The following is a 20,255-nucleotide window of genomic DNA, read 5'->3' on the forward strand; positions in this document are numbered from 1 at the left end:
CAAAATTTAAAAATTTGGCGCAAAATTTGCGATTAAACTCGTGCTAATACTGTAAACAGGAAAATATTTTTTTATTAAACTATGCCCTAGAAATCAAACAAAAGTTTAGTAATTATTTATTTTTTTGTATTTTTGCAGTCAGATTTTTATTGAAAATAACAAATAATGAGTAATGTTTACGATAATATTCTTGGCCTAATAGGACATACTCCTATGGTGAAGCTAAATACTGTTACAAAAGATATTCCAGCAACCGTTTATGCCAAGTTAGAATCATATAATCCTGGACATTCCACCAAAGACCGAATCGCACTTCATATTATAGAGAACGCAGAGGAGAGAGGCTTATTGAAAGAAGATTCCGTAGTTGTAGAAACTACTTCCGGAAACACTGGGTTTTCTATTGCAATGGTATGTATCATTAAGGGATATAAATGTATTCTCGCAGTAAGCGACAAAACAAAGCCTGAAAAGATTGCTTATCTAAAGGCTTTAGGAGCTACTGTTTATATATGTCCTGCCAACGTACCGGCGGATGATCCAAGATCTTATTATGAAGTAGCGAAAAGAATCGCTTTGGAAACTCCCAATTCTATTTACATCAATCAGTACTTTAATGAACTGAATATTGATGCCCATTACCAGACTACAGGTCCTGAGATCTGGGAACAGACAGAAGGTAAGATCACTCACCTTTTTGCCTGTACCGGAACAGGAGGTACCTTATCTGGTTCCGCAAAGTTTTTGAAGGAGAAAAACCCGGATATTAAAATCATCGGGGTGGATGCAGATGGTTCTATATTAAAAAGCTATCACGAGACAGGTGAAATTCACAAGGAAGATGTACACCCTTATCAGATTGAGGGAATGGGAAAAAATTTAATCCCTTCCGCTCTTCTTTTCGATAAGGTAGATGAATTTGTAAGGGTAAATGATGAAATGGCCGCGTACAGAACCCGTGAAATTGCCTTAAAGGAAGCAATTATGGGAGGTTATACTACAGGAGCTGTGACTCAGGGACTGATACAATATGCTAATTCTCACGAATTAACTGAAAATGATGTGGTTGTTTTAATCTATCCAGACCACGGGTCGAGATATATCACCAAGGTATACAGTGATAAGTGGATGGCCGAACAGGGATTTGTTAACAACTGTGTCCACAATTATGACGAAGTCTTCAAGACAGAGTTTATTAAATAGGAACAAAATAAAATCACGATACAAATAAAGCCTTTTGCGTGTTCTACAAAAAAGGCTTTTTTACTTAAAAATTACAATACAATGTTGGATATTTTTGAAAGAATAAAAGAAAATCCAGGACCTCTTGGACAATTTGCAGATTATGGAGAAGGATATTTTATTTTCCCAAGACTAGAGGGACCTATCGGCCCGAGAATGCAATTTCAGGGTAGAGAAGTAATTTTCTGGAGTGCTAATGATTATTTAGGATTATGTAATCATCCTGAAGTCATAGAAGCAGATGCAAAGGCGGCTGCAGAATATGGAATGTTCTATCCAATGGGAGCAAGGGCAATGTCTGGAGAAACAGATCAGCACCTTCAATTGGAAAAAGAATTGGCAGATTTCGTACAAAAAGAATCAGCATATTTATTGAATTTCGGTTACCAAGGAATGGTGTCTACCATTGATGCTTTGGTAAGCAGAAATGACGTTATCGTTTATGACATGGATTCCCATGCCTGCATTGTGGATGGAGTAAGACTTCATTCTGGTAAAAGATTTACCTACAAGCACAACGATATGGAGAGTCTTGAAAAAAACCTTCAGAGAGCGACTAAAGTGGCAGAAGAAACAGGAGGAGGAATTCTTGTAATTACTGAAGGGGTCTTCGGAATGAGAGGCCAGCAGGGAAAAATCAAAGAGATCTGCGAACTTAAATCAAAATATCAGTTCAGACTTTTAGTGGATGATGCTCATGGTTTCGGAACACTGGGTAAAACTGGTGCCGGAGTTGGTGAAGAGCAGGATTGTAATGATCAGATTGACGTATATTTTTCTACTTTTGCAAAATCAATGGCTGGTTTCGGAGCATTCCTTGCGGGTGACAAAGAAATCATCAGATACCTGAAGTTCAATTTAAGATCACAAATCTTCGCAAAATCTCTTACGATGCCAATGGTAATAGGGGGATTAAAAAGATTAGAGCTATTGAGATCTAGACCTGAAATCAAGGCTAAACTTTGGGAAAATGTAGCTAAACTACAGAACGGATTAAAAGAAAGAGGATTCAATATTGGAGACACCAATACTTGTGTAACTCCGGTAATGATGCAGGGAACTCCTGTAGAAGCTACCATATTGGTAAAAGACCTTAGAGAAAATTACGGGATTTTTACTTCAGTGGTGGTATATCCGGTAATTCCGAAGGGAATGATTCTTTTAAGACTGATTCCTACCGCTTCTCACACGGATGCTGAGATTAATGAAACTCTGGCAGCGTTTGAAGCGATTCACGATAAACTAGTAAGTGGTTACTATAAAGAGCAGGAACAAATATTACTGCAGGAACAAGGATTAAGTTTTAAACCGATTTAATCTTTAGAAAAAAATAAAAAAAACCACTGATTGATTCAGTGGTTTTTTGTTTTAAAAACTATAAACTATAAAAAGCAAATGAAACTTAGGGGTTATTTATTAGGTGTTTTGTCGGCGGTTTCATACGGATTGATTCCTATTTTTATTCTGCCCATCAAGCAGGCTCATTTTTCAATGGATATTACATTGTTTTACAGGTTCTTCTTTTCAGCCTTAATGGTAGGGGCATACCTCATTTATTCTAAACAAAATTTCAGAATCAATAAAAAGGAAGCTTTAATATTAGCCATTTTAGGAGTGTGCTATGCCCTATCCTCCGAATTTCTGTTTATAGGATATGATTTTCTCACCCCGGGAATTGCTTCTACAGTTCTATTCATCTATCCGGTGATTGTAGCGTTGATTATGTTTTTCTTTTATAAAGAGAAGCTTACTAAATTATCTATTGTTTCATTATTTCTTGCTTTTGCAGGGGTTATTGTTTTATGCCTGAAAGGAAGCGGTTTTGAAATTAATTTTGCAGGATTGGGAATTGTTATGCTCAGTTCATTGTTTTATGCGCTGTATATGGTGATTGTCAACAAATCCAATCTCAAAGTTTCAGGGTTTAAGCTTACCTTCTACTCTATGCTTTTTACATCTTTATTTTTTATGACAAAATCAGTTATAGGGCATCAGTCATTTGAGATTCCTTCGATGACCATCTTGATTAACTTTCTTATTTTTGCTTTCCTTACTACGGTTATTTCCAGCTTATGTCTGGTGTATGCCATAAAAAGCATCGGTTCTACTCCGGTTGCTATTTTAGGAGCATTGGAGCCTGTAGTTGCCGTAATGGTAAGTGTATTTATGTTTAATGAAAAGTTTACAACCAACTTATTAATTGGTATTACACTAATTCTTCTGGGCGTTATCTTAAATGTTATTTCAGATCGTAAGAAAGTAAGCCCTATTTAAAAAGGTTAATCTTTCAGTATATCAATATGAGCAAAGCCGGAACTCCTTAGTCCGGCTTTACTATTTTATCATAAAACATATATCTGCTATCTCCTATTTAGGGTCTTTTTTGCAGTATAACAAAAGCCTGAGCCAGAATGATTTTTTTCATCTGCTTTATTTTAAAGTTTTGACTTTGCTTCTGTAAGGTTAACTGTTTTTCCCAATGCTCCGAATTCATGTAAATCTCCAAAAACTTCGATCCGGATCGACTGATTAATTCCTCCTACTCTTAAAGGATCAAATCCTGCATTCTTTATCACTTCTTCCACATCATGATTTACTTCCATATCATCTGATGCATAAAATAATACAGATTTCTCAGGACTGCCATTGGATGCCCCTGCAAGAGTTTCCGCACCAAGAGTTCCGAATGCCTTCACCAGTTTAGAACCCTTAGGAAGAATAGCTTGGTTAAGTTCTCCGGCTGATTCTCTTTCCCCAATAATTTTTTTGAATCCACCATTGCCGTCAGGAGCAATAGGATTAGATACATCTATAATGATTTTATCCTTCAAAAGATCACCATAATCATTAAAGAAATCTTTAAAGGAACCAAACCATATTGCAGGGATAATAAGATCAACGGTATTAATTGCTTCTTTAATACTCATACTTTGGGCAAGTCCTCCGGATTGTTCAGCAAAATTACTGGCCTCTTCACTGTTTCTTGAAGCAACAATTACTTCATGATTATTTTTTATCAGATCATTAGCAATTGCTTTTCCGATGTTTCCTAAGCCAATAACAGCTACTTTTTTCAATGTTTCCATTTCTTTTAATTTTAATATTTATTGAAATCAAAATTACTGGGAAAAGCTATGAGAAAACAGCAAACTAGTTTAAGAAATCATCTTGATATTTGGTAAGATCAATTCTTAAACTAGTTTCATATTGATAAGAAATAGAATTAGTTTTTTATTCTTCTTTGTCTGATTTTGCTAAGGAATTGCGGGGTTATCCCAAGATAGGAAGCTATTTCTACATTAGAAATACGATTGGCTAACTGAGGATATTGTCTGAGAAAAAATTCATATTTTTCTTCTCCTGTCGCACTTATATTCTGCAATACTCTATTCTGAAGCTCTATAAATTTATGTTCAATAATCACTCTAAAATTTCTGTCAAACTTCGGATAATAAGTATACAGATACCAGAGATCATTTTTTTCAAGCTGTAGTACAATAGAGTTTTCCAGAGCAATAATATATAGTTTGCTGGGATTTTTATTATGAAAACTATCTATATCTACAATCCAGTCATTTTCTGATGCAAACTGAAGATTATGCTCTTCTCCATTTTGATCTATGCTGTACATTTTGAAACATCCTGACACTACAAATGTATAATACTGGCATATTTCATTCTCCTGCAGAATAAATTGCTTTCGTCTGATCCTTCTTTCTGTGATACGTTCATCCAATACATCAATTTCTTCTTTTGAAAGAGGAATGAAACTTTTAAAATAACTGATAAGTGAAGCCGTTTCTTTTGACATTGCAAATAAGATGTGTTTTTATCCGGTTTCAGATCTTGAAAAAAACTGAAAAATAGATAATACAATATATCAAAAAAAACTGAATAACTATAATGATAAAATCCTTATTACTATTTGTGTGAACTCCCTAACCTGTTTTCTACTTTTGAAGTTACGTTACTTTTTACCTTCCAAACATCTTTCTGAAAAAACCGCCTGATCCGCTACGCCCGCTCTCTGCTTCAGCTGTTTTCAGATTCTCTGCAGCTATGGGAGAATGATTATAATGTAGAGATATTTTCAGATTCTCTGCTGCATTTGCATATTGGCCTAAATCTAATTGAGCCGTTCCTAAATGCTCATAAATTTCCGCTGTAATATCTTCGGTAATTCTTTCCTGTTGTGGTAAAACCTGAAGTGCCAGCAAAGCATATTCTAAGGTCTTTTCATTTTCCTGCAGGTGATATCCGCAATGAACAGCCCAATAATAACACCAGAAATCTTCATTTCCAAAAGCTATACTCTGTTCAAAACTTTCAAATGCAGCAACTTCGTTCCTCAGTTTTGCAACGTGAATATATCCCATATTGTATAAAGCTACCTGTACAGATCTCACTTTATCTTGTTCAGAAGCAAAATGTATAGCATATTGTAGGCATTCAAGAGCTTTCTCATAATTTTCTTCTTCTAAAAAAATATTGGAGCGGCTAATCAATACACTTGGATTATCCGGCATTTCTTCCAAAATACGATCGGCTTCTTTTGATGCCATATCTACATCCGGCTTTCTGCCTGTCTGTTCTTCAATTTTTGCTTTATAGATATAAAAATTAGTAAAGCATCGTACAATTTCCGAATTACTTAGTAAAGGATCTGTTGCTTCTAAGGAATAATAACTTTCCAATCCGATATTAATCCATTCCATTGTCGGCTCATAGTCTTTTAATTCCATATAGCTATTGCAAAGATGGTCGACAATATTAAAATAGGTTACAGAATCCATTTCATCTATAAAATCTTCCATAAGCTTTTCTCCATCTGCCACAGCTTCCTTAAAATATCCGGCTTCCAAGCAGGCACTCCATCTGTTTTGAAGAATGTACATAAAATAACTGAACTGCATTCCTTCTGTAGTCACAGCGATTGCCTCGTCATATTTTTTCTGGTTGGTAAGTTCTATCGCCAGATTATTACAGCACATAGCAAAGGTATGGGGATCATCATTGTATAGATCTCCATTTCTTGTCACCAGTGTCTTATAATAAAGATGATAAGCAGTATTGTAACAATCTCTTTTCAGTTGGGTAAGCCTTTCCTTTTCAAATTCAGACATCTGAGGATATTGGGCGAGAATTCGATTAATTTCAACGCCGGCATTATAGGCTTCCATTGCTTCAGAAGTTTCAGGGTTAATGTCCAGTAGCAGAAAATCAGGATGAGGATTCTGTCTGTTGGAGATCATAAATAACCTGACCTGTAAAGTGGGTGAAGGTATCAGAGATATTGCTTTTTCATAATAAGGAACAGCTTCTTCCCACTGGCTCATCCAATAGAAAGCAGAACCTGCATGACGATGACACCAAGGGTGATTGGGACTCAGGCTGATTCCCTGTCTGCTCCATTCTACACACTGAAGAAGCGCTTTCTCATTATCATTAGTAAAAATATCATAATGATCCAGTGCAATAAGCCCTAATATTGCACAAAGATCCGCATCTGGGGAAGTTTCATTTATAGAATGGGCCCAAAGATAGATTTCCTTAAGTTCTTCCCTATCCTCCGGAAGAGCGTGTCCTTTGATCCAGTTTTTAGCAGCAACGGCATAGTTTTTCTGACGGAATGCTTCAAGGGCTTCCTGATGTAATGTATTCACAGTTTTATCTATAGATTTATATATTCTTTTCTTCCAGATATTCTTCATTCATTGCTGTAAAAGCTTTTCCTATAGTAAGATACCATTCTATGGATTCTCTAAACAGCTCCCAATCGTAAAGAAATACTTTAAACACCTTTCCGTTTCCTGAATATGGGTCATTGGTAAGTCCTTCCTGACTTGAAGCATAAAATAAGTTACATTTCTCCGGGTTTTCAAGCTGATCAGGGCGGAAACAATATGTTCTCATATCAAATATTTCAGCGTGTCTTTCTTTTCCGATATCAAGGCTTCCTACCAATCCTCTTTCACCATGTCTACGCATGAGAAAGCAATACCCATTATACCAGAAGTTATTTTTATCTGCATCCTGATAATCATTATATTTTTCCTGTACCATTGGCAAATTCAAATAACCAATAACTTCAGCTGGCTTAACCGTATCCAGAAACTTTCTATAGAAATAAGCGCCACGCTCAGCCCTTGTAAGTACATCATTCCATAGAATATTGAGCTCATTAATATAGTGTAAGGGAGTTCCCTGTTGAAAAACATTTATAAAAGAGGTTTCTTCGTTTTCACGATACACTGCAGAGATTGCTTCCCTATTATTTCCATCCTCTACTATGCAAATAAAAAAGATAAAACCCGATGAATGGGTAAACATTACATGGGCCTGCCCATCTTCTTTATCTGGATGTAATTGTATTTCATAATCTTTAAAAGTGTAATGTTGGTACCCTTCCTTATGCAGTCTCACAACAGTCATTAGTTTTTGAAAATTTTCCAGCTGGGAGAGAAAGGATTGAAAATCTTCAAATCCTCTATTTTCGAAATACGTTGGAATAGATGCTAATTCAAGAGCGTCTTTTTCTTCTTTTGAAAGAAGTTGAATATCTTTCTTGATTATTGAGCAATTTTCTTCCAGCATTTTAATAGCTGTGGAACGGGAAATCCAGTCGTTCCATGTAAAGAGGCTTTCTATATCTGCTTCATCTTCAGTATATAATATTTCCTCAGCAAAAAGTTCTGCCGGCAATATACGATCGAAATCTTCTTCCTCTTCATCACAAAGGAAAAAGCCTGCGGTTATTCTTTCTTTTTTATAATCATAATGATACCCTTCAGTAGCCACAAAAATTTTAGCTTTAGTTTCACCTTGTACAATAAGATCTCCATGATTATAATTTCCCCAAAAACATTCTTTTACAGTTAAATTCCCGGTAATGTATAATTCTTGTCCGCCTACAATAATAGTATTGGCTTCAAGGTTTCCCAGTACACACAGACAGGTAGACCCGTCAGATTCGTGATTGTAAATATTTTTTGCTGTAAGGCTTCCCTCAATAAAGACAGCTAAACAATCTTCCTTCTTGATTTCAGAATGGTTGTCTATCGTATTAAAAGCTGTAAAAGGATCATCCAGATTCAGATTTTGTACCTCCATATCATGATGGATATAAACCACCCAATCTTCATCAAATTCACCGGCCTGTTTTTCATTGCGCCAATATAACCAGCTTTCTTTAGGGAATTTATGCCTGATATCTTTAAACTGTACATACCTCATTTCAGAAGTTTTAATGCATTCAATATATAATAGTTTTTTTCATCATTTGTGAAGCTTACGATTCGATTTTTAATCCATCAATACTAAGTACATTACTACTTAAGTTCATATACATACCATTATAATCCCCCGTTGTCTGTTCAGTCATTACATCCATTACTGCTGATTTGAATTCAATTTTTCGGGGTGGCAATTTTCCATAGGTATCTGTTATTGTAATCTGACCATCCAATCCATTTTTATTTTGGGTAAATGCTCTTAAAAGTGGAATATCCTGCTTCTCAAAATCCAATGATAAATAAAATGCCTTTACATCATTAGATTTATTCTCAGCAGTTAACAGCGTTTTATTATAAGAAATTGTATAAGATTTGATAACAGAAACAAGCTGACTTTTCCCATCCTTTACGGTTATTTCTATTTTCAATCGTTTTTCATCCGTCTGCTGAGAAAACAGCATTTTAATAGGAAGAAATAAAAGAATACAGATCAGAAATTTATATACAGTTTTCATGGCTATTGCATTTATATTCTATGCAAGATTAAATATTCGGAGCTACTTCCGCCAGCATCAATTGGTATTTATACATTTTGAATTGGTATTCTGTAAAAAACATGCTGCAATTTGCCTTATTGGGTTTAAATATTCCCTTAAAATCAGCATTTTAAACCCATTGCTATTTTGTCAGTCCTTCCACAATTTATAAATTAGCCCGACGTATCCATATAATATGATCAAGAAAAAAAACAATATAACCCAACTTCTATTTTGCTTTCTATTTTACTGGATATCATTGAGTCTTATAAAAGCACAACAAATTTCTCCTATAGAACGGGAAGTCAGTGTAGGCTATTCCAAGAGGTTTACGGATTCATCTGCAAGCCTCAAAATGCAGATGGCTGCTCTTCAGGCCTCTCATAAAAATGGAAATAAAGAGGATGAAGCCATTTGTAATGCCTATCTTGCTTTAACCCATAAGCGCCTTCTTCATCTCAAGGAATTCATGAAGTATGCGGAAACATCTTATGATATTGCCAACTCCATAAAAAGTAACCGTGCAAAAGCTTTTGCCAATACTGCGATGGGCTATCTTAAATCATATACAGATGATAAGTCACAAGCCTTAACGTTCTTCCTCAAGGCTTATGCTTTATTCAATATGATGCAAAGTTATGATCAGTCAGCAAAACTCGGAGCAGATATTTCTTATCTTTTCTCCCCCGATTCTCCTGAAAAAGTAAAAAAATATGCTGATGAAGGACTTTCATTTGCTGAAAAATCCGGTAATCCTGAAAGTATTCTTCATGCAAGGCTTGCTGTAGGGAGTTATCTTTCTGACCTTGTTGCTGCAGGAGAAACAAACCGATGGCAGGAGGCTGTTTCTTTTTTTAATCAAACGATCATGTTTATAGAAAAAAACGAAGCAAAAATAGACAGTAAAAGTAATATCGGCGTGGCTTATATCAATCTTGCTGCTTTATATATGAACGGCCCCAAGCCCATAGATGAACAAGCATTTTTATCGGCCTTGGAGAAAGCATTAATCATTGGAAAACAATATGGAATAAAAAGCGTATACCGAAGCTCAATGGGATTACGCGGACAGTATTATGTATCAAAAGGAGAATACAGAACTGCCGAAAATCTTTTTAAAGAAGGAATCTCCTATCAGCAGAACCTTCCCTACAAAGACAATTATCTTTTGGCAGCATTTTATGACTGCCTGAAAAATATTGCTGTAGAAGAAAAAGACTACAAAGCCTATTATGAGTATGATACATTTTTTATCAAGTATAATAAATTAAAGTATGACGAATCTACTCAACAGATTCTTCAGAATGCTGATGCCAAATATGAGTCGGAAAAGAAAATGGCGCGTATTCAACAGTTGGAACAGGAAAATAAACTTCAGAAGAAGAATCAGTTATTAGGATACGGAATCTCCGCGGTTTTACTCATAGGGCTTGTCTTTATGTATCGGTCTTATTATTTCCGCCAGCGCTATCATCAGAAAAGAGAAGATTTTCTTCAGCAGCAACAGACCAATAATGAGCTTAAAATGGAACTGCTTGAAAAGGAAACCCTTGAAAATCTTGCAGAAAAGCTATCTCTTGAAAGGCGATTGCTTCAATCACAGATGGATCCTCATTTTATATTCAATGCATTAGGAAATATCCAGGGAATGATCCTTAGAAAAGATACGGATCTTGCTGTACTCTATCTTGGAAAATTTGCTAAGCTCAGCCGCCGAGTATTGGAACAATCCCGTATGGAAACCATTACTCTTGAAGAAGAAATACAAACTCTGGAAAATTATATTGAACTTCAGCAACTGCGTTTAAATCAAAGTTTTGATTATCAGATAGCATTGGCTAGCTCTGTTGATGAGCAACTTCATATTCCACCACTTTTGATACAACCCTTTATTGAAAATGCAATTGAGCACGGACTTAAACCTTTGGAAGCATTCCAAAAAGGGATGTTATTAATTAGTTTCGAAGAAGAACAGGAAGAAAATCTCCTTATCTGTACCATTAAAGACAATGGAATCGGACTTACAGCTTCCAGAAAACAGAAAACAGATGATTCTCATCGTTCCCTTTCCACCAAGATTACCGATGAAAGACTGTTCCTTATGCTTAAAGATAATTCTCAGGCAAAACTTGAAGTCAGAGAACTGACACTTGATCACGATGGGCAACAAGGTTGTATGGTAACATTATATATTCCTATATTGTAAAGTATGTATAAAGCAATAATCATAGAAGACGAATACCACTTGCGGGAAGCATTGTCTATTATGCTGGAGATGATGGCTCCGGATAAAGTACAAATCATTGGCTATGCCGAAAGTGCTGATGAAGCGGCAAAACTTATTGACAGACTTCAGCCGGATCTTGTATTCATGGATATCATGTTAAAAAATGGAACCGGTTTTGATGTTCTGCATCAGATTTCTTACCGAAAGTTTCACTTAATTTTTACAACAGCCTATGAAGAATATGCCATTAGGGCGTTTAAGTTCAGTGCTTTGGATTACTTGTTAAAACCTATTGATGCTGAAGAGCTTAAAACAGCTGTTGATAGAATTCCAAACTTAAAAGAACGTTTTCTTGAAGAAAAACAGGTGAGTGAACTTAGTTACAATATGAACAAAGCACCACAAAGAATTATTCTTCCTACTCAGGAGGCTATGCACGTAGTGAAGATCAACCAGATCATGCATTGTGAAACATCCGGCTCCTATACTACATTCTATCTGAATGATGGAAAGAAAATCATGATTTCCAAACCTCTTAAAAATTACGAAAGTATTCTTCTTCCTCCTGATTTCTTTCGGGTACACCAGTCTTACCTGATCAATACCAATTATATCGTGAGTTATTCCAGAGAAGGAATGATTGAAATGGAAAACGGAGTCAGTATCCCGATATCCAGAGCTAAAAAAGAAGCTTTCTTCAAGCTTATGAAGGAAGAATAAAATCGCAGAAATATAATTTCCGGTCAGGACCTACTGAATACCAATTCAAAGTGGCAATTGGTCAATCAACTGTTGATGGATATAGGTCAGCGTTCTACTTTTGACGGAAAATATTTCAATATGAACAGTAAAACTATTTCTATTTTAAGCTATGTAACCATTATTGGCTGGATTATCGCCTATATTAAAAGTAAAGATTTAACCGTTAAAAATGATCTCGCCAATTATCATCTTGAACAAGGGCTGGGCTTCTTTCTGTTAACCGTTGTTGTGAATATTATTCTTTCAATAACAATTCCTATTCTTCCTGTATTATCTTTTCTGAATTATATAGGATTGCTCTTATTGATTTTATGGGTATTCGGAATCATCAATGCTGCTAATGAACAGAAAAAACCCATTCCGGTGGTAGGAAAAATGTTTGAGAATAAATTCGGTTTTCTGGCATAGCAAAACTTATCTTCCTATATTGCATCTATCTATTTCTATAAGGAATAAGTAGGTGCAATATTGCTAAATTTCATGAAAGAATTACAACAACTCACAAAGGATCAGTTATATATCTATCTTAAAAATCAATCAGAAAATTTTTATTCTACTGTTACTTCAGCTCTAGATTTCACTTTGTTTGGAGATCATTCTTTAGATGAAGATGACCTTTCTGATTTCCTAGAAATGCTGGATCCGGAAACTGCAGAAAAGGTAAAAGCAGCTTCTTCGCAACCGGATGAAGATGATATACCTACAATTATTCTTGCAGAACATGAAGGTTCAACCTTTCTTGATTTAGTCACTGAGGATGGTGAAGGATACAAAGTAATTCTGTTTGATAAAGACATTAACCTTCCCGGAAACCTTTTTGTTGAAGACTATGTTGTTCTTATTGTTATGGGAAATATACAGGCAAAAAATATAATTGTTAACGGTTCACTCTACTGTACAGGAAACCTTTCCTGTGATGTATTGTTTGGAGCATCGGGCAATGATAATGAAACTTATTTTGAGGGAAATATATCTTCAGTTCTTATTGCAGAAAACGGGCATTACACTGTTGCTGAAGGAAATATACATTCCCAATACCTAATAAGTCTCCATAATGAAATTGAAGGAAAATCAGGACGAAATATTGAAAAAACAATATTGGATGGATCCAATGAAGCAGAAGTTTTAAACCCTGAAATCCTAGATGAAAACGGATATTTTGAAGAAGATTCTTTTCTCAATTTCATCAATAATAATCCACCCGATGCTATATTTAAATAATTTTTAAACGCAAAGTTCTAATAATTATAACCCTTTATTTTAGGAAGCAAAGAGGAACCACTTTGTCACCAAAGAAGCCGTATGGATAACGCACGCTTAGAAAGAATCAATGAAATTGATTCCATACTTTGCTGCCTTAAAACATAAACGGTTTACATCAAAAACCTTTGCGTCTAAAAAATATCTCACTGCATTTTATCTGCGAGATCTACAGGAGAGAAACCATTTTAATGAAGTAGTAGAAATACATTTTTAAACGCAAAGTTTTAAGGATTCTAATGCTTTACTTTAGCAAGCAAAGAAGAGCGACTTTGTCGCCGAAGAAGCTGTATGGATAACGCACGCTTAGAAAGAATCAATGAAATTGATTCCACACTTTGCTGCCTTAAAACATAAACGGTATGCATCATAAAGCTTTGCATAAAAAATATCTCACTGCATTTTATCTGCGAAATCTGTGACATCTGCGGGAGAAAATACATTTTAATAAAACACTGTAAAGAGCTTAGGAATACATTTTTAAAACGCAAAGTTTTAAGGATTTCAATGTCTTATTTAGGAAGCAAAGAAGAGCGACTTTGTCGCCGAAGAAGCTGTATGGAAACGTTCGCTTAGAAAGAATCAATGAAATTGATTCCACACTTTGCTGCCTTAAAACATAAACGCTATGCATCATAAACCTTTGCGTCTAAAAAATATCTCACTGCATTTTATCTGTGAGATCTACAGGAAAAAAACATTTTAATGAAGTACTAGAAATACATTTTTAAACGCAAAGTTTTAAGGATTCTAATGTCTTATTTAGCAAGCAAAGAAGAGCGACTTTGTCGCCGAAGAAGCTGTATGGAAACGTTCGCTTAGAAAGAATCAATGAAATTGATTCCACACTTTGCTGCCTTAAAACATAAACGCTATGCATCATAAACCTTTGCGTCTAAAAAATATCTCACTGCATTTTATCTGTGAGATCTACAGGAGAGAAACCATTTTAATGAAGTAGTAGAAATACATTTTTAAACGCAAAGTTTTAAGGATTCTAATGCTTTACTTTAGCAAGCAAAGAAGAGCGACTTTGTCGCCGAAGAAGCTGTATGGATAACGCACGCTTAGAAAGAATCAATGAAATTGATTCCACACTTTGCTGCCTTAAAACATAAACGGTATGCATCATAAACCTTTGCGTCTAAAAATATCTCCTTGCATTTTATCTGCGAAATCTGTGACATCTGCGGGAGAATAATCCTAAGAGAAAAACAGCAGGTATAGATAACATTATTTAGACCTGTTTATAATCAGAGCAAAAAATTTTTTTCTCAAAAAACTTTAGAATAACTTTGCAAAAAATTTCTGTTGAAAGACCTGCTTCTTATTACCCCGCCTTTTACCCAACTTAACACTCCTTACCCGGCAACAGCTTACATTAAAGGATTTTTAAATACTAAAAATATTTCCAGTTATCAGATGGACTTGGGAATAGATGTTATTTTGGAGTTATTTTCAAAAGGTGGATTACAAAAGGTTTTCAGTAAAGAAATTGATCTTCAGAGTGCCTCTGAAAATACTCAGAGAATTTATGCTTTAAGAGAAGAATATTTAAAAACTATAGATCAGGTAATTCCCTTTTTACAAGGAAAAAGCCCAACGCTGGCGAGACAGATCTGCAGTATGAACTTTCTACCGGAAGCTTCCCGTTTCAACCAATTGGATGATATGGAATTTGCATTCGGAAATATGGGTTTACAGGATAAAGCCAAACATTTGGTTACTTTATATCTGGAGGATATTTCAGATTACATTGTTGAAAATATTGATTCTGATTTCGGTTTCAGCCGATACGCCGAGCGCTTGGGGAAAAGTGCCAATTCGTTTGATGAACTGTATTCAAAATTATCCGACCAACAAACATTTATTGATGATTTTACTTTAACTATTCTTCAAGAAAAAATAGAATCTGTACAGCCTAAATTGGTTTGTTTTTCGATTCCTTTTCCAGGGAACTTATATTCTGCTTTCAGATGTGCTCAGTTGATAAAGAAAAATTTCCCGAACATTAAAATTGCAATGGGTGGCGGCTTTCCTAACACTGAGTTAAGAGAGATCAAGGATCAGAGAGTCTTTGAGTTTTTTGATTTTATAACATTGGATGATGGTGAGCTTCCTCTTGAACTTCTATGTGAGAATATTCTTCATCCTGGGCAAAATGGAGAATCTCAGTACAAAAGAACTTTTTTACTTGAAAATCAAGAAGTTGTTTATAAGAATAATTCAAAGAGACACGATTTTAAGCAGGCAGATATAGGTACTCCGGATTATACGGATTTAAAACTGGATCAATATATCTCAGTCATTGAAATTGCCAACCCAATGCATAGTTTATGGAGCGATGGAAGATGGAATAAATTAACCATGGCTCACGGATGCTATTGGGGAAAATGTACATTCTGCGATATTTCTCTGGATTACATTAAAATCTACGAACCTATCTCCGCCAAAATTCTGGTAGACAGAATGGAGGAACTCATTAAAACTACAGGTGAAACCGGTTTCCACTTTGTAGATGAAGCAGCACCACCTGCTTTGATGAGAGAGGTTGCCCTTGAAATTCTTCGAAGAAATCTTGTAGTTACCTGGTGGACCAATATTCGTTTTGAAAAAAGCTTCACCCGTGATTTATGTTATTTATTAAAGCTTTCAGGTTGTGTCGCTGTTTCCGGCGGATTGGAAGTGGCCAGTGATCGTTTATTAAAATTAATTGATAAAGGAATTTCTGTGGAACAGGTTGCAAAAGTAACAAGAAATTTTACGGAAGCCGGAATTATGATCCATGCTTATCTGATGTATGGCTACCCAACGCAAACCATCCAGGAAACGATTGATTCTATGGAAATGGTTCGTCAGTTATTTGAAATGGGAATTCTACAAAGTGGCTTTTGGCATCAGTTCGCAATGACCGCCCATTCACCTGTTGGATTAAACCCAGAAGAGTTTGGAGTTACCCCAATTAAGCAGGAAATTCTATTTGCTAATAATGATATTGATTTTACAGACAAAACTGGAATCAATCATGATAAATTCAGTTCAGGCTTAAAAAAATCTTTGTTCAACTATATGCATGGAATTAATTTTGACCTTCCCCTTCAGGAGTGGTTTGATTTTAAAATTCCAAGAACGACTATTCACCCCGATTATATTCATGACAGCTTATTGGAAGATGAAGATTTTAAATTTAAAGGAAATTCAAAAATTGTTTTTTTAACCAAAAACGTAATTGCTGAGAATCGCGTAAAAAATAAAAAGAAATATTCTGGTACATATACGCTTCTTACATTCCACCTAAAAACCAATATTGTTAAGGTTGAAATGGAACAGGACAAAGCAGAATGGCTGATGGATATTTTGAATGAACATTCTATCGATAATCAGAAAAAAACTACAGCTCAGCAACTTAAGAATCAGTTTGAGGAAAATTTAGAAGATTTTGAATTATTCTGGTTCTCAAAACCCATGCAGCAACTAAAGGAAAATGGGGTGATTTTGAGTTTGTAAAATTGTTCAGATTTTTATCAGGGATTTTTAAATTAATAGAATTTGCTACATTTTATAAGATAAATAAGTTTTGGCTAAAGCCAATGGAAATTTATGTTTTTATTGTAAAACAGGCTAAAGCCCATTTCTATTGATTTTTCATATACTCTCGCCAATACAATTTAATATAATAATACCAAATTGGAAATCGTAAGGACGCTGTTTTTGGAATATCTAAGTGCTTTTAAGGCGCAAATTGTATCCTGCCCGGCTTTAACTGATAACACGATTGTTTTTATTTATAAGAACAATACCACTAATGTTCACACAATTATCCCCAAGCATCTGTGTAAATTTGCGAAATCTGTGGGAAATAAAACTCTTACGAATTTAGTTGATAACATAGAGTGTTTAGATTCTTTCGGAATGGCAGAATAGGGATCAGAAAAAATCTCCCACGGATTTCACGGATTTCGCAGATAAAAATTATAAGATTTTATACAGCTAAAAAGAGAAATTCGTGCATTCGTAGCAAAAAATATATGCCACGAATGTACAAATAAAATAAGCAGGAGCTTATAAAATGATGTGGATAAAATAAAACCTCAGAATTATTTTCTGAGGTTTTATTTACTTTTAGCAGGTTTTAATTAGGAATGTCTTTTGTAACAGGTCCTACAGTTACTTTTTCCTGAACTTTAATAAAATTTGGATCCATAATGGCCATACGTTCTGCAAGAGCTTTATAGGTTGGATACTTTAAAATTGAAGCTCTTCCGGACATTTCTTTGAAAAGAGTGAAAGATTTTCCGCCAGCGGTTTTCAGCTGCTTTGTAGTCGTAATATATTTACCAATGAATTTGCTTTTTGCATCATAGATCTCAATATCAATAAAGCTTTTTTCCATGATTTTATCATCTGAACCAAAGCTGACTGGTAAATTGGTGAAATACCCCACAGGAACTCCATTGCTGAGGATCTCTCCTACTTTATTCACTTCAAGATTCATTTTATCGATCTTTTTTCTGATCGTATAAGCATCCTTGGTTTTGTTATCCAGTTTTCTTTTAGGAACATTTGAAAACAGTTCATCCAAAGTTTTCACATTGATTCCTTTATTATCAATGATCTTAAAATCTTTCACAGAAGTATAAACCGCTGATCTTTCTTCTCCGGAAAATGCTGAAGGTGAAGAATAATCTACCTCGATGGTTTTATCTCTGTTATACACTCTATTGATCTGAATATAGCTGTCTCTAACAGAGTCTACAATACTTTTATCAATAAATTTTATGGTGTATAAAGGTGTTTCTTTTAAGTCCATGAAAGTGTACTCATTGGACTTGTTGGAGATTTTAGCCACCGGGATCCCGTCTAAATTGATAATTCCTCTTTTGGTTTTAATATTCTGGGCGTTGAGGAAAGTACCCAAAATTGTAAAGAATATGATTATATTTTTCTTCATAGAATCAGATTTTTACATGAATTGAAATAAAATAAAAAAAGTGTAACCAAAGTTACACTTTTTTGAAAATATATTTAGCTTTTCATTTAATTATTCGCAAAGGATAATTCCTTTGTTATGATTAAATTCCACAACACCGCTTTTGATTGAATATGAAAAAACAGAGTCTTTATCATTTTCTTTGGTTAGGTTTTTAGCGAAAGCTTCGTTTACAGAATTTGTAAAAAGTTTCACTTTCCCACCAACTAAAGAAGAAACAATTCCTGCGTGGTTTTTCATGATGTGGAATTCACCATTTTTTCCAGGCAATAATACTGAGCTTACTTCTCCTTCAAAAACTACGTATTCTGGTGTTAAAATTTTTATATTCATAGAAACAAATTTGAAATTTGATATTTGAAATTTGAAATTACTCGTCGAATCTCAAATTTCAAATCTCAAATTGTTAATAATTTAAGCGTTTTCAGCTAACATTTTTTGTCCAGCTTCGATCGCTTCTTCGATAGTTCCTTTCAAGTTGAAAGCAGCTTCTGGTAAGTGATCTAATTCACCATCCATAATCATGTTGAATCCTTTGATAGTATCTTTGATATCTACTAATGATCCTGGAATACCTGTAAACTGTTCTGCTACGTGGAAAGGCTGAGATAAGAATCTCTGAACTTTTCTTGCACGGTAAACAACTGATTTATCTTCTTCAGAAAGTTCTTCCATACCAAGAATCGCGATGATATCCTGAAGTGATTTATATCTTTGAAGAATTTCTTTTACTCTTTGAGCACAGTTATAGTGATCGTGACCGATAACTTCCGGAGAAAGGATTCTTGAAGTAGAAGCCAATGGATCTACCGCTGGGTAAATACCTAATGAAGCAATCTTTCTGTCAAGTACCGTAGTTGCATCCAAGTGAGCAAACGTAGTTGCAGGAGCCGGGTCAGTTAAGTCATCCGCAGGTACGTATACCGCCTGTACTGAAGTAATTGAACCATTTTTAGTTGAAGTAATTCTTTCCTGCATCGCACCCATTTCAGAAGCTAGTGTTGGTTGATAACCTACTGCAGATGGCATACGACCAAGAAGTGCAGATACCTCAGAACCAGCCTGTGTAAAACGGAAGATGTTATCTACGAAGAAAAGTACGTCTCTACCTTGTCCGCTTTCTCCACCATCTCTATAGTACTCAGCTAAAGTAAGACCAGAAAGGGCTACTCTTGCTCTTGCACCTGGCGGCTCGTTCATCTGTCCGAAAACGAATGCTGCTTTAGAATCTTTCATAACCTCAAGGTCTACTTTAGAAAGATCCCAACCTCCATTTTCCATAGAGTGCATAAAATCATCACCATACTTGATAATACCTGATTCTAACATCTCTCTCAAAAGGTCATTTCCTTCTCTCGTTCTTTCACCTACTCCGGCGAATACAGAAAGACCTCCGTGTCCTTTTGCAATATTGTTAATCAACTCCTGGATCAATACTGTTTTACCTACACCAGCACCACCGAACAATCCAATTTTACCTCCTTTTGCGTAAGGCTCAACTAAGTCGATTACTTTAATACCTGTAAATAAAACTTCTGCTGAAGTTGATAATTGATCAAATTTTGGAGCTGGTCTGTGAATTGGAAGACCACCTTCCTTAGAAATATCTTGAAGTCCGTCGATAGCATCACCAACTACGTTGAATAGTCTTCCGTTTACAGCCTCTCCGATTGGCATAGTAATAGGATTTCCGTACCCGATTACATCTTGACCTCTCTTAAGACCATCAGTAGCGTCCATTGCAATACATCTTACTGTATCTTCGCCAATATGTTGTTCTACCTCTAAAACTACTTTTTCACCGTTTTCTTTTGTAATTTCTAACGCGTCATAGATTGCTGGAATTGCTTCCACATCATTAAAGACAACGTCGATTACCGGACCAATAATTTGAGAAATTTTACCTTTAATTTGGTTTGCCATTGCTAAATTTTTTCTTGGTGCAAATATAGTGATTCTTCGTAAACCCGCAATTGGTAAAAAAAAGATTTTTATCATGCTTTTTA

At 35.1% G+C, this 20,255-nt stretch carries 16 protein-coding genes; 8 read left to right on the forward strand and 8 right to left on the reverse strand.

The window, feature by feature from the left end; translation table 11 throughout:
• Nucleotides 1–165: 165 nt before the first annotated feature.
• The 3 genes from CHSO_RS14020 (at nt 166) to CHSO_RS14030 (ending at nt 3,516) form a co-directional block, all read left to right on the forward strand.
• Nucleotides 166–1,203: a PLP-dependent cysteine synthase family protein gene (locus tag CHSO_RS14020; protein WP_045497055.1), complete on the forward strand. Its 1,038-nt coding sequence runs from the start codon at nt 166–168 to the stop codon at nt 1,201–1,203.
• An 84-nt stretch (nt 1,204–1,287) separates the two neighbouring features.
• Complete coding sequence (locus tag CHSO_RS14025; protein WP_171817696.1) at nt 1,288–2,559, forward strand: aminotransferase class I/II-fold pyridoxal phosphate-dependent enzyme; 1,272 nt, start codon at nt 1,288–1,290, stop codon at nt 2,557–2,559.
• A 78-nt stretch (nt 2,560–2,637) separates the two neighbouring features.
• The gene (locus CHSO_RS14030; RefSeq protein WP_045497061.1) at nt 2,638–3,516 is read left to right on the forward strand and encodes a DMT family transporter; all 879 of its coding nucleotides are present in this window, start codon (nt 2,638–2,640) and stop codon (nt 3,514–3,516) included.
• Between the two features lie 161 nt (nt 3,517–3,677).
• On the opposite strand, the gene CHSO_RS14035 is transcribed toward CHSO_RS14030, so the two are convergent.
• The 5 genes from CHSO_RS14035 to CHSO_RS14055 all read right to left on the reverse strand — a co-directional run bounded on the left by CHSO_RS14035 (nt 3,678) and on the right by CHSO_RS14055 (nt 8,989).
• Nucleotides 3,678–4,328, reverse strand: coding sequence for an NADPH-dependent F420 reductase (locus tag CHSO_RS14035; RefSeq protein WP_045497062.1), 651 nt, complete (start codon nt 4,326–4,328; stop codon nt 3,678–3,680).
• A gap of 137 nt (nt 4,329–4,465) precedes the next feature.
• Nucleotides 4,466–5,053, reverse strand: a complete 588-nt coding sequence (locus tag CHSO_RS14040; protein WP_045497064.1) for a Crp/Fnr family transcriptional regulator — start codon at nt 5,051–5,053, stop codon at nt 4,466–4,468.
• 163 nt (nt 5,054–5,216) lie between these two features.
• Nucleotides 5,217–6,953: a tetratricopeptide repeat protein gene (locus tag CHSO_RS14045; RefSeq protein WP_045497067.1), complete on the reverse strand. Its 1,737-nt coding sequence runs from the start codon at nt 6,951–6,953 to the stop codon at nt 5,217–5,219.
• Nucleotides 6,922–8,475, reverse strand: coding sequence for a hypothetical protein (locus CHSO_RS14050; RefSeq protein WP_045497070.1), 1,554 nt, complete (start codon nt 8,473–8,475; stop codon nt 6,922–6,924). The genes CHSO_RS14045 and CHSO_RS14050 overlap by 32 nt, the downstream gene beginning before the upstream one ends.
• Nucleotides 8,476–8,530: 55 nt before the next feature.
• Nucleotides 8,531–8,989 carry a hypothetical protein gene (locus CHSO_RS14055; RefSeq protein WP_045497072.1) on the reverse strand — a complete coding sequence of 153 codons (459 nt, stop codon included), beginning with the start codon at nt 8,987–8,989 and terminating at the stop codon, nt 8,531–8,533.
• A gap of 280 nt (nt 8,990–9,269) precedes the next feature.
• On the opposite strand from CHSO_RS14055, the gene CHSO_RS14060 reads away from it, so the two are divergent.
• From CHSO_RS14060 to CHSO_RS14080, 5 genes are all read left to right on the forward strand, one after another.
• Entirely contained in the window at nt 9,270–11,216 is a 1,947-nt protein-coding gene (locus CHSO_RS14060) for a sensor histidine kinase (RefSeq protein WP_232509073.1), read from the forward strand.
• Nucleotides 11,217–11,219: 3 nt separating this feature from the next.
• Nucleotides 11,220–11,957 (forward strand): LytR/AlgR family response regulator transcription factor, encoded by a 738-nt coding sequence (locus CHSO_RS14065; protein WP_045497077.1) that lies wholly within the window; start codon nt 11,220–11,222, stop codon nt 11,955–11,957.
• Between the two features lie 75 nt (nt 11,958–12,032).
• Nucleotides 12,033–12,407, forward strand: coding sequence for a DUF4870 domain-containing protein (locus CHSO_RS14070; protein WP_232509074.1), 375 nt, complete (start codon nt 12,033–12,035; stop codon nt 12,405–12,407).
• A gap of 72 nt (nt 12,408–12,479) precedes the next feature.
• Entirely contained in the window at nt 12,480–13,220 is a 741-nt protein-coding gene (locus tag CHSO_RS14075) for a hypothetical protein (RefSeq protein WP_045497083.1), read from the forward strand.
• Between the two features lie 1,350 nt (nt 13,221–14,570).
• Nucleotides 14,571–16,766, forward strand: a complete 2,196-nt coding sequence (locus CHSO_RS14080) for a B12-binding domain-containing radical SAM protein (RefSeq protein ID WP_045497086.1) — start codon at nt 14,571–14,573, stop codon at nt 16,764–16,766.
• A gap of 625 nt (nt 16,767–17,391) precedes the next feature.
• On the opposite strand, the gene CHSO_RS14085 is transcribed toward CHSO_RS14080, so the two are convergent.
• The 3 genes from CHSO_RS14085 to atpD all read right to left on the reverse strand — a co-directional run bounded on the left by CHSO_RS14085 (nt 17,392) and on the right by atpD (nt 20,172).
• Nucleotides 17,392–18,210 (reverse strand): hypothetical protein, encoded by an 819-nt coding sequence (locus tag CHSO_RS14085; RefSeq protein ID WP_045497089.1) that lies wholly within the window; start codon nt 18,208–18,210, stop codon nt 17,392–17,394.
• A gap of 90 nt (nt 18,211–18,300) precedes the next feature.
• Nucleotides 18,301–18,582, reverse strand: a complete 282-nt coding sequence (locus CHSO_RS14090) for a FoF1 ATP synthase subunit delta/epsilon (RefSeq protein WP_045497091.1) — start codon at nt 18,580–18,582, stop codon at nt 18,301–18,303.
• Between the two features lie 81 nt (nt 18,583–18,663).
• Nucleotides 18,664–20,172: a F0F1 ATP synthase subunit beta gene (gene atpD / locus CHSO_RS14095; RefSeq protein WP_045497098.1), complete on the reverse strand. Its 1,509-nt coding sequence runs from the start codon at nt 20,170–20,172 to the stop codon at nt 18,664–18,666.
• Nucleotides 20,173–20,255 lie beyond the last annotated feature (83 nt).

This window comes from Chryseobacterium sp. StRB126, from assembly GCF_000829375.1.
Lineage (GTDB): Bacteria > Bacteroidota > Bacteroidia > Flavobacteriales > Weeksellaceae > Chryseobacterium.

What these genes read in the sequence shown, in the direction of transcription:
- CHSO_RS14020 (WP_045497055.1), top strand. Translation starts at nt 166, where the DNA reads ATGAGTAATGTTTACGATAATATTCTTGGCCTAATAGGACATACTCCT.
- CHSO_RS14030 (WP_045497061.1), top strand. Translation starts at nt 2,638, where the DNA reads ATGAAACTTAGGGGTTATTTATTAGGTGTTTTGTCGGCGGTTTCATAC.
- CHSO_RS14035 (WP_045497062.1), bottom strand. Translation starts at nt 4,328, where the DNA reads ATGGAAACATTGAAAAAAGTAGCTGTTATTGGCTTAGGAAACATCGGA.
- CHSO_RS14040 (WP_045497064.1), bottom strand. Translation starts at nt 5,053, where the DNA reads ATGTCAAAAGAAACGGCTTCACTTATCAGTTATTTTAAAAGTTTCATT.
- CHSO_RS14045 (WP_045497067.1), bottom strand. Translation starts at nt 6,953, where the DNA reads ATGAAGAATATCTGGAAGAAAAGAATATATAAATCTATAGATAAAACT.
- CHSO_RS14050 (WP_045497070.1), bottom strand. Translation starts at nt 8,475, where the DNA reads ATGAGGTATGTACAGTTTAAAGATATCAGGCATAAATTCCCTAAAGAA.
- CHSO_RS14055 (WP_045497072.1), bottom strand. Translation starts at nt 8,989, where the DNA reads ATGAAAACTGTATATAAATTTCTGATCTGTATTCTTTTATTTCTTCCT.
- CHSO_RS14065 (WP_045497077.1), top strand. Translation starts at nt 11,220, where the DNA reads ATGTATAAAGCAATAATCATAGAAGACGAATACCACTTGCGGGAAGCA.
- CHSO_RS14070 (WP_232509074.1), top strand. Translation starts at nt 12,033, where the DNA reads ATGGATATAGGTCAGCGTTCTACTTTTGACGGAAAATATTTCAATATG.
- CHSO_RS14075 (WP_045497083.1), top strand. Translation starts at nt 12,480, where the DNA reads ATGAAAGAATTACAACAACTCACAAAGGATCAGTTATATATCTATCTT.
- CHSO_RS14085 (WP_045497089.1), bottom strand. Translation starts at nt 18,210, where the DNA reads ATGAAGAAAAATATAATCATATTCTTTACAATTTTGGGTACTTTCCTC.
- CHSO_RS14090 (WP_045497091.1), bottom strand. Translation starts at nt 18,582, where the DNA reads ATGAATATAAAAATTTTAACACCAGAATACGTAGTTTTTGAAGGAGAA.
- atpD (WP_045497098.1), bottom strand. Translation starts at nt 20,172, where the DNA reads ATGGCAAACCAAATTAAAGGTAAAATTTCTCAAATTATTGGTCCGGTA.